This is a genomic window from Nocardia aurea (genome assembly GCF_003123685.1).
Taxonomy (GTDB): Bacteria; Actinomycetota; Actinomycetes; order Mycobacteriales; family Mycobacteriaceae; genus Nocardia; species Nocardia aurea.
The window spans coordinates 244,230-257,959 of the sequence record NZ_QCYJ01000127.1; the positions used below are offsets into that span (position 1 = coordinate 244,230).

The 13,730-nt window shown below is 67.7% G+C and carries 15 protein-coding genes and 1 tRNA gene; 9 read left to right on the plus strand and 7 right to left on the minus strand.

The genetic code is table 11. The features are described 5' to 3' along the window. Positions 1–3 precede the first annotated feature (3 nt). Together DAT37_RS30000 and DAT37_RS30005 are read left to right on the plus strand one after the other, a co-directional pair. Entirely contained in the window at positions 4–456 is a 453-nt protein-coding gene (locus DAT37_RS30000; RefSeq protein WP_109528233.1) for a hotdog family protein, read from the plus strand. 26 nt (positions 457–482) lie between these two features. Beyond that, complete coding sequence (locus tag DAT37_RS30005) at positions 483–890, plus strand: 3-hydroxyacyl-ACP dehydratase FabZ family protein (RefSeq protein WP_198654500.1); 408 nt, start codon at positions 483–485, stop codon at positions 888–890. Positions 891–903: 13 nt separating this feature from the next. Here the strand turns inward: DAT37_RS30005 and DAT37_RS30010 are convergent, their stop codons facing one another. Next, on the minus strand, positions 904–1,599 hold the full coding sequence (locus DAT37_RS30010) for an LppX_LprAFG lipoprotein (protein ID WP_109528234.1): 696 nt from the start codon (positions 1,597–1,599) through the stop codon (positions 904–906). Positions 1,600–1,948: 349 nt separating this feature from the next. Between DAT37_RS30010 and DAT37_RS30015 the strand changes: the two genes are divergently transcribed. From DAT37_RS30015 to DAT37_RS30030, 4 genes are all read left to right on the plus strand, one after another. Continuing rightward, complete coding sequence (locus tag DAT37_RS30015) at positions 1,949–2,716, plus strand: MspA family porin (RefSeq protein ID WP_109528571.1); 768 nt, start codon at positions 1,949–1,951, stop codon at positions 2,714–2,716. A gap of 202 nt (positions 2,717–2,918) precedes the next feature. Next, positions 2,919–3,248: an ArsR/SmtB family transcription factor gene (locus DAT37_RS30020; RefSeq protein WP_109528235.1), complete on the plus strand. Its 330-nt coding sequence runs from the start codon at positions 2,919–2,921 to the stop codon at positions 3,246–3,248. A gap of 14 nt (positions 3,249–3,262) precedes the next feature. After that, complete coding sequence (locus DAT37_RS30025) at positions 3,263–3,973, plus strand: cation transporter (RefSeq protein ID WP_232840079.1); 711 nt, start codon at positions 3,263–3,265, stop codon at positions 3,971–3,973. Next, positions 3,973–4,323: a DUF3703 domain-containing protein gene (locus tag DAT37_RS30030; protein WP_109528237.1), complete on the plus strand. Its 351-nt coding sequence runs from the start codon at positions 3,973–3,975 to the stop codon at positions 4,321–4,323. The genes DAT37_RS30025 and DAT37_RS30030 overlap by 1 nt, the downstream gene beginning before the upstream one ends. Before the next feature lie 257 nt (positions 4,324–4,580). Here DAT37_RS30030 and DAT37_RS30035 read toward each other — a convergent pair whose 3' ends face one another. Continuing rightward, a complete protein-coding gene (locus tag DAT37_RS30035) occupies positions 4,581–4,967 on the minus strand; it encodes a winged helix-turn-helix transcriptional regulator (protein WP_109528238.1) in 387 nt (128 codons plus the stop codon). A 134-nt stretch (positions 4,968–5,101) separates the two neighbouring features. On the opposite strand from DAT37_RS30035, the gene DAT37_RS30040 reads away from it, so the two are divergent. Both DAT37_RS30040 and DAT37_RS46145 read left to right on the plus strand, forming a co-directional pair. Beyond that, positions 5,102–5,911, plus strand: coding sequence for an alpha/beta fold hydrolase (locus tag DAT37_RS30040; protein WP_232840123.1), 810 nt, complete (start codon positions 5,102–5,104; stop codon positions 5,909–5,911). Between the two features lie 183 nt (positions 5,912–6,094). Further along, complete coding sequence (locus DAT37_RS46145; protein ID WP_269814815.1) at positions 6,095–6,217, plus strand: hypothetical protein; 123 nt, start codon at positions 6,095–6,097, stop codon at positions 6,215–6,217. An 84-nt stretch (positions 6,218–6,301) separates the two neighbouring features. Here DAT37_RS46145 and DAT37_RS30045 read toward each other — a convergent pair. Further along, a tRNA-Ala gene (locus DAT37_RS30045) sits at positions 6,302–6,374 on the minus strand. Between the two features lie 161 nt (positions 6,375–6,535). On the opposite strand from DAT37_RS30045, the gene DAT37_RS30050 reads away from it, so the two are divergent. Continuing rightward, positions 6,536–7,936, plus strand: a complete 1,401-nt coding sequence (locus tag DAT37_RS30050; protein WP_157978780.1) for a DUF222 domain-containing protein — start codon at positions 6,536–6,538, stop codon at positions 7,934–7,936. 135 nt (positions 7,937–8,071) lie between these two features. On the opposite strand, the gene DAT37_RS30055 is transcribed toward DAT37_RS30050, so the two are convergent. The 4 genes from DAT37_RS30055 to DAT37_RS30070 form a co-directional block, all read right to left on the minus strand. Next, complete coding sequence (locus DAT37_RS30055) at positions 8,072–8,773, minus strand: DsbA family protein (RefSeq protein WP_109528241.1); 702 nt, start codon at positions 8,771–8,773, stop codon at positions 8,072–8,074. A gap of 120 nt (positions 8,774–8,893) precedes the next feature. Further along, complete coding sequence (locus DAT37_RS30060) at positions 8,894–9,976, minus strand: polyprenyl synthetase family protein (RefSeq protein ID WP_109528242.1); 1,083 nt, start codon at positions 9,974–9,976, stop codon at positions 8,894–8,896. Next, on the minus strand, positions 9,973–12,273 hold the full coding sequence (locus tag DAT37_RS30065; protein WP_109528243.1) for a terpene synthase family protein: 2,301 nt from the start codon (positions 12,271–12,273) through the stop codon (positions 9,973–9,975). The genes DAT37_RS30060 and DAT37_RS30065 overlap by 4 nt, the downstream gene beginning before the upstream one ends. 5 nt (positions 12,274–12,278) lie before the next feature. Continuing rightward, positions 12,279–13,304: a polyprenyl synthetase family protein gene (locus tag DAT37_RS30070; protein ID WP_109528244.1), complete on the minus strand. Its 1,026-nt coding sequence runs from the start codon at positions 13,302–13,304 to the stop codon at positions 12,279–12,281. Positions 13,305–13,730 lie beyond the last annotated feature (426 nt).

Genomic DNA, 13,730 nt, shown 5'->3' on the forward strand with positions numbered 1-13,730 from the left:
GCGATGCGTTTCCATCTCATCGACCGGATCGAGGCGTGGGAGCCGATGCGCCACATCGCCGCCAGGAAGGCGACCTCGGTCTACGAGGACTACTGGCAGGATTCTCCCGGGGGTCCCGTCGCACCGTTCGGCCTGGTACTCGAAGCCCTGTGCCAGGCGGGAGCGTGGCTGGTCCTGCTCAGCACCGAGCACCGCAAGCGCGCCGCGCTGCTCAATATCGGCGAGGTGACGGTGCTGCGAGACGCCGTGCCCGGCGATGTCCTGCGCATGTCGGCGCAGGTGAGATCGATCGGCACCAGGACAGCCGTCGTCGACGGGCGAGTGGATGTCGACGGAGTGCCGATCCTGACGGCGAACGGCATCATGTGCGGATTGATCGACGCCGACCGGCTCGACGATCCGGCCGATACGGCGCGCATGGCCGGGGTTCTGCTCGGCCGCGGACCGCTCGATTGACGACACTTTCTCCCGAAGGACACGCCATGACCACGTTCCACACCGCCCCGCCGACGGCGGCCACGATGGGTGCGCCCGCCTTCGATCGCGTCGTCGTCGTCGAGCCGGGAGTCCGCGCCGTCGCCCATCTCAACGTCACCGGCACGCTGCCACTGTTCGCCACCCACTTCCCCCGCTACCCGGTTCTGCCGGGGGTTCTGCTGATCGAGAGCGCTCTCGCGCTGGCCCGGCTGGCCGCGGGCGAACCAGGACTGCGATTACGGCACGCGACCCGACTTCGCTTCCGGCGCTTCGTCGTTCCCGGCGACCAAGTAGAGCTGACGGTCACCGCCCTGGCGGACGAGGACGGTCACGCGGCCCTGAATCGATGGCGGTTCGAGGCGCTGGTGGCCGGTGAACCCGCCGCGAGCATCGCGTCGCTCACCGTGGCCTGATCCACCTCGCGGGTCAGGCGACCGAGGGCACCCGCACCTTCTTGTTGAGATTCGACAGGGCGAAATCGATGGACGCCGGCTCCCCCGAGGAACCCGCCACCGTCAACCTGGTGCCGACGGGCAGATGCCGACCGGCGGTGGCGAACCAGATGGCCAATCGCGCGTCGCCCTGAATACTCGGCAGCCAGACCGCGGCGTCGGCGCGCGGCACGTCACCGGTGACGCGGAACGCCTGCACTCCGTCGAACTCCTCCCTGGCCTCGGTCCGCACATTGCTCAGATTCGCCAGCATCGCGGCCAGACCACGGTCCGGATCGAGCAGCGTCGACGGCTTCGGCAGCGCCCCGCCTCCCGAGAGTTGCTGCGCGGGAACGTATTTGCCGTCGGAAGATTTGGAGAACAGCCGCTCGTCCTGCTCGGCGAAATCGAATCGCATCCCGCCGACGTCCACCGTGCCGACCGAGGCGCCCGGTTCCGATCCCTTCCGTGCCCGCACATCCGCGCTCAACGCGCGCGCCGCGAGCCCGGGTATCGCGTCCGAAGTGGTCATCTCCACGTGCGCGCTGCTGACGCTGCCCGCCGCCGCGGTCGCGCCGCGCAACAGGAACTCCGGGTCGGGCAGCCCACCCGAGCCGTCGCCACACGCCGACACCCCGGCGAGTACCGCCACGATCGCAACGATTACCCGGACCGACCGCAAGGACGTCATGCAGCCATGCTATCCCGCCGATCGCCCCGCTCGGCGGATGAACGGACCGCGCCCGCGACAGCTACCTTCCGCGTTTCCCGTGGTGGCACGCATTCACCCAGGTGTGTGGTGTGCCGTCGAGAAGTGCTGCATCACAGAATATTTCGGCAATCTTTCGGTCGGTTCCCATCTGGAGACCTCGGTGGACGCATATGCCACCGGGCACACCCCGGTCGCGGCGGACACCCTCGCACCGGATCATCGAACCGGTCCGCGCCGGATGAACGAGCGAACAACAAGCCGCATCGGTCGCATCACACGCCCGCACGACGCGGGGAAATCAGCGATATATCAACTACCCTGCGAGATCATGTTGCGGATCATCTCGACAGCGAGTTTCACCGCCTCAGCGCTGGTCGTACTGCTTCTGCCGACCGCGCATGCCGATATCGTCAACCTGCCACCACACGAGAAGACCTTCGAGTCGGCGATGGGCAGTTTCACGGTCGGCACCCACGACGAAGCCATCAACCGCATCCCACCATTGAACGGCGTCCCCACCAGCCACGAAGCCCTGGTCTCCACCGTCGCCTACGGTCGGCTCGACGGGCAGGCCGAGGGCGTGCTCAGAACCGGATACTCCGTCGGCTGCGCGGCCAGGGTCGACGCCGTGATCCCCGGCGTCGACCCCACCACGGAATTCGGGCTGGAGGGACCGCAGCAGAACTACGCGACCGAACAGGTCCAGCGGAGTGCGACCGAGCAGGCGCAGTCGAGCACGGTCGAGCAATCGAGCACCGGCGAGTCGGCACAGTCACAGACGGAGGGGACCGTGCGATCGCAGGAGTTCGAATCCGGACAGATACAGGAATACAACGGCGTCATCCCCTCCATCGCGGTCGACCCGGGCCTGTTCCTGGAATTGGAACTCCAACCCGGTGACATCACCAACGTCGATATCGGCACCGGCAAGGCGCTCATCCCCGGCAGAACCGTGCAGATCATCACCCGCGACTTCCACATCAAAGTCGACAACTGCGCGGGCCCGGTCACCATCCGCCAGTACACCTACCTGGAAGCCAGAACGCCCGAAGTCGACGACAGCGGCGCGGTGTTCGGCGAGCCGACGAGGCTGTAGAAGGTCTCCGCCGCGGCTGCCCCGCCGCGTGGCGAGCGATATGCGCGCTGATCTGTCTCCGCGGGTGGATCTGCCGCCGCCGCGGGCTCGCAGGCAATGGCGGGTACCGAACCAGCACGGCAAGCGACCGACCGGATACCTGATTCACTCCAGGTGAGGGTTCATCTTTTTCTGAATACAGATTCTGATGTATCGTCACGTTATGGAGACCGCCCTGCACACCGATGCTCTCGCCCGGTTCGGGCACGCGCTGTCGGACCCGACCCGCACGCGGATCTTGCTGAGCCTGCGCCAGGCGCCGGGGTATCCCTCGGATCTGGCCGATCAGATCGGGGTGTCTCGCCAGATCCTGTCCAACCATCTGACGTGCCTGCGCGGTTGCGGTCTCGTGGTCGCGGTGCCGCAGGGGCGACGCAGTCGCTACGAGCTCGCGGATGCCCGTATCGGCGCCGCCCTCGGGGATCTGCTCGGGCTGGTGCTGGCGGTGGATCCGGCGTGCTGTCCGTCCGCCGATTCCGAGGGCTGCTGCTGATGGCGTCGCTCGGAATGCCTTGGACGCCCCCAGCGGTACCGATCGAGTCGAGTCCGGTACGGAAAGCATTGCTGGCGCGTCGAATTCGTTGGTTCGTAGCCGCGACCATCACCTACAACGTCATCGAGGCGGCCATTGCCCTGGGCGAGGGCGCTCGGGTGTCGTCGACGGCACTGGTCGGGTTCGGGTTGGACTCGGTGATCGAGGTGTCCTCGGCAGCGGCGGTGGCGTGGCAGTTCGCGGGGCGCGATCCGGAGGCACGGGAGAAAGTCGCACTGCGGATCATCGCGTACTCGTTCTTCGCGCTGGCCCTCTACGTCACGGTCGACTCGATTCGCGGTCTGCTCGGCGTCGGCGAGGCCGGGCACTCTCCGATCGGGATCATTCTCGCCGCGGTGAGTCTGGTCGTGATGCCGATGCTGTCGGCCGCGCAGCGTCGTGCCGGGCGTGAACTCGGATCGGCGTCGGCGGTCGCCGATTCCAAGCAAACCCTGCTGTGCACCTACCTGTCGGCGGTACTGCTCGTCGGGTTGCTGCTCAACAGCCTGTTCGGCTGGTCGTGGGCCGACCCGATCGCCGCCCTGGTCATCGCCGCGATCGCGGTCCGAGAAGGTGTCGATGCCTGGCGGGGCGACACCTGCTGCCCCACACCCTCGGCACTACTCGGCGCCGGCCGACGCGAGAACTGCGACTGCTGCGATCACCCCGCCGGAACGGCGCATTGATGCCTCGCCTGCCCGACCCAGCCCGCGCCCACTACCACCTGGAGATGACCGCCGCGAAGTCGGCGGCCGTCGACGCCGAGCGGTGGCCCCCTCTCGAACGCGCGCACATCCTGTCTCAGCCCGACCCGTGGCTGCACACCCGCAACCACATCGCCATGTTCGCCCTCGCCGTGCGCCGACGCGACTGCCGTGAAGCCCTGGGCCAGATCGTGCGGATCATCGTCGCCGCACCGGGATCGGTATCGGGCCGCTACCCCGAGGGCAATACCGGACGCGCCCGCGTCGGCCTCCTCGATCCGATGCCGACCCCACCGGATCTCGCCCCACTGCTGAGGCTGGTCGCTCCGTGAGCCAGCGGATCACGTTTCGATAGATCGGCCGTTCGAGGACGAGGAACCTGTTCGAACGCTTCGCCGGTTGCGACGCAAAGTTCACTCAGGGCGTCGCTGAACTGCATGTTCGCGCATGCCGCTGACCGAGCAGAGGGAATCAGCCAGGTGGCCCGAGCGGACGGGGCAGGTCCCGTCTTCGACCCGCTGGCGGCCACATAACCCCGCTACACAGGCGTGGGAATCTTCGTGGCTGTCGCCGGGATCGACCTCGAGGGTCATGCGTGGTCCTCAGGTTGCGGGGCGGCGTCGATCTCGGCCATGTGCTCCTCCGCCCACTCTCGTAGCGCGGCCAGCGGATTTTCCAGGGAGAGCCCGAGATCGGTAAGGCGATAGTGGACGCGCGGGGGAACGGTGGGTTCGACGCGGCGGGCGACCAACCCGTCGCGGGACAGGCTTCGCAGAGTCACCGACAGCATCTTCTGCGATACGCCGGGCATCCGACGCCGTAGTTCGGCGAAGCGCACCTCGCCGGGCGCGGCCTCGGCCAGCAGTTTCACCACCATGGACACCCATTTGGTGCCTAGTCGATCCAGAAGCCTACGGGTAGGGCAGTCCGGAGCGAACAGATCCCCGCGCTTGCCTGTGCTGGTTCGGGTAGTCACCTGGAGCTCACCACCTGTATCGAAAGTGCCGTCTTGGCAGGTTACCCCGGGTTACCTACGGTTACCTAGTAACCATTAGTAACCGGACTGCGGAGGATCGAATGTCTCACGAACTGCCAGATCTCACAGTGCGGATGGTGGCAACCAACGGGATCGAAGCGAACGTGGCAATCGCCGGCACCGGACCGGCAGTTCTGCTGCTGCACGGCTTTCCGCACACCTGGCAGCTGTGGCGCGAGGTGATGGGCCCACTCGCCCGACGACACCGGGTGATCGTGCCGGACCTGCGCGGCCTCGGCGCCAGCACGCGAGCGCAGGACGGCTACGACGCCGGCACGCTCGCCACCGACGCCGAGGGACTGCTCGACGCCCTGGGTGAAACCAGCTCCTCCGTCGTCGCGATCGATGCCGGCGCTCCCCCGGCGTTCCTACTGGCGATGCGGCGGCCCGAACGAGTCGACCGGCTGGTGCTCATGGAATCGCTGCTGGGCACGCTGCCCGGTACCGAAACCTTTCCGGGGCCGCCCTGGTGGTTCGGTTTTCACGCGGTGCCCGGTCTTGCCGAAAAAGTCCTTGCCGGAAACGAATCCGATTACCTCGACTGGTTTCTGACGAGCGGAACCCAAGGCCGCGGCATCCCCGCACAAACCCGCGATGCCTTCGTCGCCGCCTACACCGGCACCGATTCGCTACGGTGTGCCTTCTCCTACTATCGGGCGATGCCCACCAGCGCCGAGCAGATCCGACGGGCTGTCGACACCGCCCGGCTCACCGTGCCGACGATGGCCATCGGATCCCACCCCGTCGGAACCACACTCGAAAACCAACTCCGTCCGATCGCCGACACCCTGACCGGGCACGTGATCGAGGACTGTGGTCACATCATCCCCCTCGACCGTCCGGCGACGCTGGCACCGCTGCTCATCGACTTTCTCGATTCCTGATGGGCGGGAAACTTGATCTGGCCGTAAGCGAGAGCTGAGAGAGGTCGGACAATCGGGCCATGAGGAGGCAGAGGTTAGCAACCAATGCCCGGTTCGCTCGGCTCTCTCTGTTGGCGCGATCAGGGGAGGCTCTGAACGGGTCATCGGTCGAAACGGTTGAGGTTCACCTGCGAGGCGGCGACGGTGCAGCGCATCCTTCGTCACAGTGCGATCGGCGTCAGGACGGGCATCTACATGGAGGTGATCGAGTCGGTGCAGCGTGGCGCGTTGGATCCGCTGTTCGATTCCGACGATTCCGCGATGTGAATTGTCGTCAACGGTGTCGTCAGTGGCTCTGATCGAGACAGAGAAAGCCAGGTCCACAATGCTTAGACCTGGCTTTTTGTTGGGTGGAGCTAAGGGGACTCGAACCCCTGACCCCCACACTGCCAGTGTGGTGCGCTACCAGCTGCGCCATAGCCCCTGGTTATCGCGCTCGGTTTCCCTCGCGCTTGAAGAAAGTTACACCACTGCCGTGTCGGCTTCCAAATCGCCTGGGCATAGCGGTGGTGGGAGTGGGGCACAGGCGTTACGATCGAACGCATGTTCGAGTCTAATCGGAGCTTTTCCATGGACTTCGGGGCCATGAGCGATGAAGGGTTGATCGATGCCCTTCGGGCCGCGCACGGGGCGGCGGCACGGGCGCAGGCGGCGGAGGTCTTCGCCGTGCGTGAGTTGTATCGGCGGCATCGGGCCGAGAGCGTGGAGCCGGGGCCGGGTGGGGTGCGGGCCGGGGAGTTCGCGGCGAGTGAGGTGGCCGTGGCGGTGCACGCCGACGAGGCGACGGCGGGGGCGCTGATCGATATCGGGCTGGCACTCGAGGAGTCGTTGCCGCGCACGCGGCTGGCCTTCGAGGCGGGGCGGATCGATCTGGCGAAGGTGCGGGTGATCGTGGACAGCACGCGTGGGCTGTCGCGGGAGGTCGCGGGGGTGGTGGAGACGCGGTTGATCGAGGTCGCCGAGCGGACCGAGCCCGCGCGGCTGCGGCAGGCGGCGCGGCGGTGGGCGGCGCGGTTGGATCCCCTTGGGGCGCAACGTCGCCGGGAACGTCGGCAGGATCAGCGTGATGTGCGGATTCGGGCGGTGCAGGACAGCATGGCGGTATTCGACGGACTGCTGCCCGCGCCGGGAGCGCAGACAGTGGCCATGCGGCTGCGGGAGATGAGTTTGCAGGTGTGCGGGCAGGATCCGCGGACCATGCCGCAGCGACGCGCCGACGCGCTGGTGGCATTGGCGGACGGGTCGGGGCGGCTGCGGTGCACGTGCGGGCGGGGGCGGCGTTGTGCGAATTCGGTTGTGCCGCAGCAGACTCCGCGACGGCCGCTCGTCCAGATCGGTATTCCGGCCGAATCACTACTGGGAACGAGTGAGGCTCCGGCGTTCCTCGCGGGGTACGGGCCGATCGACGCGGCGCTGGCGCGAACGGTCGCCGAACACGCGCGGTTCGAAGTGATTTCGGAGCGGGAGGAATCCGAGGACGGGGGCGGGCGGGAGACGTCGGCGCGGTGGGTTCGGGCCGTCGACGGAATATGCCGGTTTCCCGGCTGTGTCGTGCCCGCCGCCGAATCCGAACCGGTCGACGGCCCCGCCGAGGAAGCGGGCCGAGCGGCCGGGGCAGGCTCCTACGTCCTGTGTGCCAGGCACCATCGTCTGAAAGTGTTGGCGGACAAGGGAAAAACGAGGTGGTGCGTCGCGCCGGCCGATCACGATCGTCTGCGGTGGACCGCACCGACCGGCGGCGTGCACATCACCGTGCGCGAGGGCGCGAGGTACCTGTTCCCGCATACCGATATCGACCGTCCGGTCGGCGTTCGAACCGGTGCGGAGCAATCCGAACCGGACTCACGGCCGCTCCCCTCGGACCGTCCGACCGCCGTGGATCTGGTGTTTCCGGTCGCGGGTCATCTGCCGGTCCATCTCCAACTGACCCGGATAGCGCCCGAGGACGAGATACCCGTCACCGAGCGATCCGCCGACGCGTACTGATCGGGCCTAGGGACTCACGGGCCTCGACGTTTCCGGAAGGGCACAAGGCCCGTGATCCCGCACCGGCGACTACCGGACCTGCCGAGTGAGAACGAACGTGCGCGGCGTACCCGGAGGGAACTCGGACGACCCGGCTCAACGGGTCACGTCGACGACCCAGTTCTCGTTGTTCACATCGATCCTGGTAGCGCCGTCGTACACCGACGGGGTCGCGGCCTTCCCGTCGAGCAGCCCGTTGAGCTGGTCGAGGGCGGCTTTGGCATTGGCGGTCGCGGCGTCGACCTTCGCGCCGGAGGCGACGCACTGCACGACGTCCTCGCCCGCACCCGCCTCGCGGGCGAGGTCGGCCAACTGCTGGTTGGTCAGGTCGGACTTGTTCTCCTCGGGCTGATCGGTGACGAACAGCATCTCGTGGAATTTCGCGTAGACGGGGCCGGAACCCGAGTCGGCCACGCATTCGGTCGCGGCCACGGCGCGGGTCGAATAGTTCTTGCTCTTGGAGCGCGAATCGAGGAAGTTCACGAAGCGGTAGCGGACAGCGAGTGCGCCCTCGTCGATTTTCTGGGCGATCTCCTGGCCGTAGACGCTCTCCAGCACGCCGCAGGCCGGGCACAGCGGGTCCTCGTAGATGTCGACGGTGTTCGCCGCGTCGACCCGGCCGAGCTGCACCGAACCGTCCGGCGACAGCACCGAGACGACGGCGGGGTTGCGGACCGTGCCGTATCCGTCGTTGCGGACATCCGCCTCGTCGTTGCTCCAGCGCATCACCAGCAGGACGACCAGTGCGATGACGACGACCGCGACACCACCCAGGGCGTAGGTGGTGGTGTTCGACATCGGCCGCGGCGTGTACTTCGGGGATGGCTCACTCACGCCGACCACTCTGCCCGAAACCTGTGCGCGACACATCGCCGGGAGGTCCCGGCGGTGTGTCAACGGATACGACGGCGACCCGCGTCAGACGGCGCGTAGAACCACCGCGTCCGCGATCCTGCGCAGGGCCGCGCAGACCTCGGGCGGGAACGGCGCGTCGAGCAGTGCGCGTTTCGCCTGTTCCCAGCGCACGGTGATCATGTCCTCCACCTGCGGCAATGCCGTGGCGGTGAGGATATCGCGACAGATCTCGGCCTGGTCTTCGTCCAGTTCGGGATCACCAAGGAGAACACGCAACCGGGAGGCGTCGGCGGGTCGGGCGTTCTCGAGCGCCAGCGCCACCAGGGCGGTGTGTTTACCCTCGCGCAGATCCTCCAGATTGGATTTTCCGCTGCTCGCGGGATCGCCGTAGACGCCGATCTGGTCGTCGCGGAGCTGGAACGCCTCGCCGAGCGGGCGCGCGTACGCGGTCAGTGCGGCGAGGACACGCGGATCGGCGTCGGCCAGCACGGCCCCCAGGTGCAGCGGACGTTCGCAGGTATAGGACACGGTCTTGTAGCGCACGATCTCCATGGCCCGCTCCAGGTCCTCGGTCGGACACGCGGTGGCGAGCAGGTCCAGGTACTGGCCGTACATCACGTCGGCGCGCATCGAATCCAGGACCGCGAGCGCGCCACCGAGCCGGGAGGCGCTCAGCTGTGCGGTGTGCAGCAGTTCGGCGGCCCAGACCATGGTCAGATCGCCGAGCACGATGGCGGCGTTGACGCCGAAACGGTCCGGATCGCGGCGGTCGCGGTGCCGATCGGCCAGGCTGCGGTGCACCGTGGGGTGGTCACGGCGGGTATCGCTGTCGTCGATGATGTCGTCGTGGATCAGCACCGAGGCGTGGAAGAGTTCGAGCGAGGCAGCGGCGCGCACCACCGGCGGCGGAACCTCGGGGCTGCCGCCCGCCGCGAGCCAGCCGAGTACGCACAGCACCGGCCTGATCCGTTTTCCACCCGCGAAGAGGAATCCCTCCAGGGTGTCGACCACCTCCGTCGGAAGGCGCCGCGCCGCACCGCCGCCCGCCTTCTCGCGGACGAACGCCGCGAGTGCCTCGTCGACGCGCGCGCGGATCGCCACCGGATCGGGGATCGCCGAAATCGAGGCCGTGCCGGGAGCCGTCATCGGGGCACCACACTTTCGCTGCGTTCGGACGAGGTGAGGATCCCCTCGATACGGGCGGCGCTGGTCCCGAGTCCCGACGGGCGCAGCAGGGCGAGCAGCAGGGAATCGGAGACCTGGGCGGGACCGATCGCCGGGCGGTAGCGGGCGTCGAGTTCGGCGTCCACGTAGCGTCCGGTCTTCTCGTGCCAGTAGGCGATCCCGGCCATCCAGTCCTTGAGTTCCACGACACGCCGGTCCAGCAGGGCGCGCGCGGCCGCGTCGAGATCGGATTCCGCGTAGAGCAGGGGTAATTCGGTGGTGGCGATGCGATCGAACAGCCTGATCCTCGCGGTCATCAGATCGTTGACCATGCCGAGCGCCTCGTCCCTGCCGCATTCGAAGAAGCTGCGCAGCACCCGGACGCCGTTGTGGAGATCGCCCTCGTATTCGGTCTCCTTCCGATACGAGAACAGATCGTTGAGCAGCGCGGCGTAATCGGTGGCGGTGTTCTCCAGATCGCGCAGTGTCCGCACGCGGTAGACCTCGGGCGGCACCGGGTCGCCGTGCGAGAGCCGCGACATCGTCTTGGTCAGATCCGACCCGAAGGTGCGCCGGCGCATCTCGATGTAGTCGACCGGATCGGGGATGCGGTCGGCCGCGTCGTTGGCGACCTCCCATTCGCAGCCCTCCACCAGACTCATGACCGAGGTGTGCAATTCGAGACGCTGGGTCGCGTTGAGTTCGTTGGTAGTCCGCCGCCAGAGATCGGCGAGGCCGCGTTCCATCGCGTTGACCGGCAGCGGGCAGGCCGAATCGTCCAGCGGCATGAATCGCGGGAATCGCGCGGCCTGTGCCGCCGCGCCTGCCGGATCCCTGCGCCTGCCGAAGACCTGCGGGTAGTAGTCGTCCAGGTAGGTGCCCCACGCCAGCCAGGCGGCCGAGATGTCGAGTTCCTCGGTGGTGGCGTCGGGATCCATCCCCGCCGAGCACAGCGCGAAATCGAACTGGCGCAGATCGTTCGGGGTCCACAGCGCCACACCGCCCAGTTCGGGGACCGGATCGTGGAAGCCGACCCGCCGTCCCCATACCAGCAGGGTCGACCTCGCCGAATCCAGCAGCGGGCTCAACCGCACCTGGTACGGCATGGAGATCTCCGGGATCGGTGTCGGACCCACCGGCTCGACGCGGGCGTGCACCAGGCCGCGCGCGCGTACTCGCTCGGCGCGCGAGGTGCTCGCTCCCGGTAGCCGCGCCGCGGCGAGGCCGAAGCCGGTGGGCACCCCGGTCGGATCGACGGCCGCCGCACCGTCGTTCATGTACCGGCTCGATCGCAGATGCCATTCGTGGCCGCCGGATTGCCAGTCCTGCAAACCCTTCGCGTAGGCGAGGACGGCGAGTTGGTCGGTCAGGCCGACCGCGCGCTGCGCGAACAACGCCGGCAATTCGGTGAGCGCGGTGTGTTCGAACTGTTGCAGCCGTGAGGTCAGCAGGTCGTTGACCAGATCGGCGGCGCGCTGGGTGTCGCAGCCGAAGAAGCGCTCGACCACGAGGACCGCGTTGGCGTTCTCCCCTTCCGAGCGCACCTCGCGCTCGTAGGAGAACAGGTCGTTACGCAGGTGGACGGCGTCGGAGAAGGTGTCGCGCAACACTTCCAGCGGCCGGGTCCGCGCGAGTTCGGCGGGCACCTCGGCGGCCACCGCGTGTTCCACCAGGTTGGCCGACCACGGCGCGCCGCCGACCTTGCGGCGCATCTCGATGTACTCGATCGGGTCGGCTATCCGGCCCTCGGCGATATTGGCCAGCTCCCAGCGCGATTCCTCCAGCAGCGCGGCGGTGGTCTCGGCGAATCTGGCGCGCCAATCCATCGACATCGACGGGACGGTGCGCGCCCACAGATCGGCGAGGCCGCGTTCCACCGGATTGGTCGGCTCGGGCATCGGACCGCCGGACAGCGGCATGAAATCGCGCAGCCGGTCCAGGTATCGCTTGGCGCCCGCGCCGTCCCTGCTGCGTTTGAACAGTTCGAGGAAATGGTCGTCGAAGTAGAAGACCCAGACGTACCAGTCGGTGATCAGCTCGAGTTCGCGGCCGTCGCAGTCGGGATGGGTATAGGCGCAGAGCAATCCGTAGTCGTGCCGTTCCAGATCGGATTCATCCCAGATATGGGTTCCGGCCTGGTCTTCGAACAAGCCCATCGCGGTCGCCCACTGCCCGGTGTGCGCGCGCGCCCGATCCACGTGCGGATTGAGGCGGGCCGGATACGGCATGTAGAACTCGGGAAGGGCGAAGGGCTGCACGACATCTCCTGTCCTCGGCATTCGGCTCACCGGTCCCGGTGCGAGACGAGGTGGGCCAACGCCACCAGGTCCTCGGCGGTCGACGGATCGATCAGGGCGGCGATGGCCGCGTCGACCCGCTGCTGAGCGTCGCGCAGGGCCCGGTGGCGACCGCCCGCCGACTCGACCAGCGCGGCGGCGCGTTCGATATCCATCGAGATGTCCGGGGGTGGACCGTAGTACATGGCAGCCAGTTCGGAGGCCTCGATCGTTCCCGAGCCCAGTGCCGCGACGACCGGAAGCGACATACTGCGCCTGGCCAGGTCGTCGGCCGGTTTGCCGGTGACGGCCGGATCGCCCCAGATCCCCATCAGATCGTCGACGAACTGGAAGGCCATACCGAGCTCGCGGCCGAAGGTGTTCATCCGCGACACCGTCGCGGCGTCGGCGCCCGCGCAGATCGCGCCGAGCGAACACGCGCACCCCATCAGCGAACCGGTCTTCCCCATCGCCATCCGCGCGTATTCGCCCACGTCGGCTAGTCGGGCGGCGCCGAGTCCGCAGTCCTCGTGTTGGCCGCGGCACATCTCGATCACCGTCATCTCCAGTTCGGCGACCGCCGCGGAAGCCGCCACCGCCGGTAGCGCCGCCACCAGCAGTCGCACCGCGAGCGCGTGCATGGCGTCACCGAGCAGGATCGCGTCGGCGATGCCCCAGACCTTCCAGACCGCGGGCCTGCCGCGACGACTCTGATCGCCGTCCATGACGTCGTCGTGCAGCAGCGTGAAATTGTGGACGAGTTCCACGGCAGCCGCGGCGTGCACGGCCGCGGCGGTCGTGCCGCCGCACGCCACGGCGGTCCCCAGGGTCAACGCCGGGCGCAGGGCCTTTCCCGACCGGGCCGACCGCGGCGAGCCGTCCACATCGGACCACCCGAAGTGGTAGCCGCCCATCAGCCGCAACGGATCGGGTAGCCAGGCGATCGCCTCCCGTAGGACGGGTTCGCAGAGATTCCGCGCGTCGGTCAGTATCTCGTCGGCGCGGCGGCCGGGCGCCGGAGTCGTCTCGATCATCGGCCTACACCTTCCTGTCGGGACGCAGCCGAACCCCGGTCCGTCGGCGGGGGAGTTCGATTGCGGGGCAGCCGGGTCCGTCACACCGGGCCGATGATCGGACCGGAGGGGAACGGCTGCCGGATGACGCGGTATCGGAACGCTCGCTCAGGGCGCCGCGCGGAGGTTTCGGACGGCTGCGCGGACGACGGTCGACAACGACTGCCGCGCAGCCGTTTCCGTCTGCACCGGATGGTCGGTGGTGATGCGTGGGGTCATGCGTGGTCCTCACCTCGAGGTTGACACCGCGGCACGGGCGAACGCGGTGGTGCGGATCTCGATGAACGACTACTGCTCGGTACCGCGCGAGTTACGGGCAGTACCGGGGGGATGCTGATCACACAAAACGAATTGACCTAGGGGACAGCAGATTCCGAACGGCACCAA

What these genes read in the sequence shown, in the direction of transcription:
- DAT37_RS30000 (WP_109528233.1), top strand. Translation starts at nt 4, where the DNA reads ATGCGTTTCCATCTCATCGACCGGATCGAGGCGTGGGAGCCGATGCGC.
- DAT37_RS30005 (WP_198654500.1), top strand. Translation starts at nt 483, where the DNA reads ATGACCACGTTCCACACCGCCCCGCCGACGGCGGCCACGATGGGTGCG.
- DAT37_RS30010 (WP_109528234.1), bottom strand. Translation starts at nt 1,599, where the DNA reads ATGACGTCCTTGCGGTCGGTCCGGGTAATCGTTGCGATCGTGGCGGTA.
- DAT37_RS30015 (WP_109528571.1), top strand. Translation starts at nt 1,949, where the DNA reads ATGTTGCGGATCATCTCGACAGCGAGTTTCACCGCCTCAGCGCTGGTC.
- DAT37_RS30020 (WP_109528235.1), top strand. Translation starts at nt 2,919, where the DNA reads ATGGAGACCGCCCTGCACACCGATGCTCTCGCCCGGTTCGGGCACGCG.
- DAT37_RS30025 (WP_232840079.1), top strand. Translation starts at nt 3,263, where the DNA reads ATGCCTTGGACGCCCCCAGCGGTACCGATCGAGTCGAGTCCGGTACGG.
- DAT37_RS30030 (WP_109528237.1), top strand. Translation starts at nt 3,973, where the DNA reads ATGCCTCGCCTGCCCGACCCAGCCCGCGCCCACTACCACCTGGAGATG.
- DAT37_RS30040 (WP_232840123.1), top strand. Translation starts at nt 5,102, where the DNA reads ATGGTGGCAACCAACGGGATCGAAGCGAACGTGGCAATCGCCGGCACC.
- DAT37_RS30050 (WP_157978780.1), top strand. Translation starts at nt 6,536, where the DNA reads ATGAGCGATGAAGGGTTGATCGATGCCCTTCGGGCCGCGCACGGGGCG.
- DAT37_RS30055 (WP_109528241.1), bottom strand. Translation starts at nt 8,773, where the DNA reads ATGTCGAACACCACCACCTACGCCCTGGGTGGTGTCGCGGTCGTCGTC.
- DAT37_RS30060 (WP_109528242.1), bottom strand. Translation starts at nt 9,976, where the DNA reads ATGACGGCTCCCGGCACGGCCTCGATTTCGGCGATCCCCGATCCGGTG.
- DAT37_RS30065 (WP_109528243.1), bottom strand. Translation starts at nt 12,273, where the DNA reads ATGCCGAGGACAGGAGATGTCGTGCAGCCCTTCGCCCTTCCCGAGTTC.
- DAT37_RS30070 (WP_109528244.1), bottom strand. Translation starts at nt 13,304, where the DNA reads ATGATCGAGACGACTCCGGCGCCCGGCCGCCGCGCCGACGAGATACTG.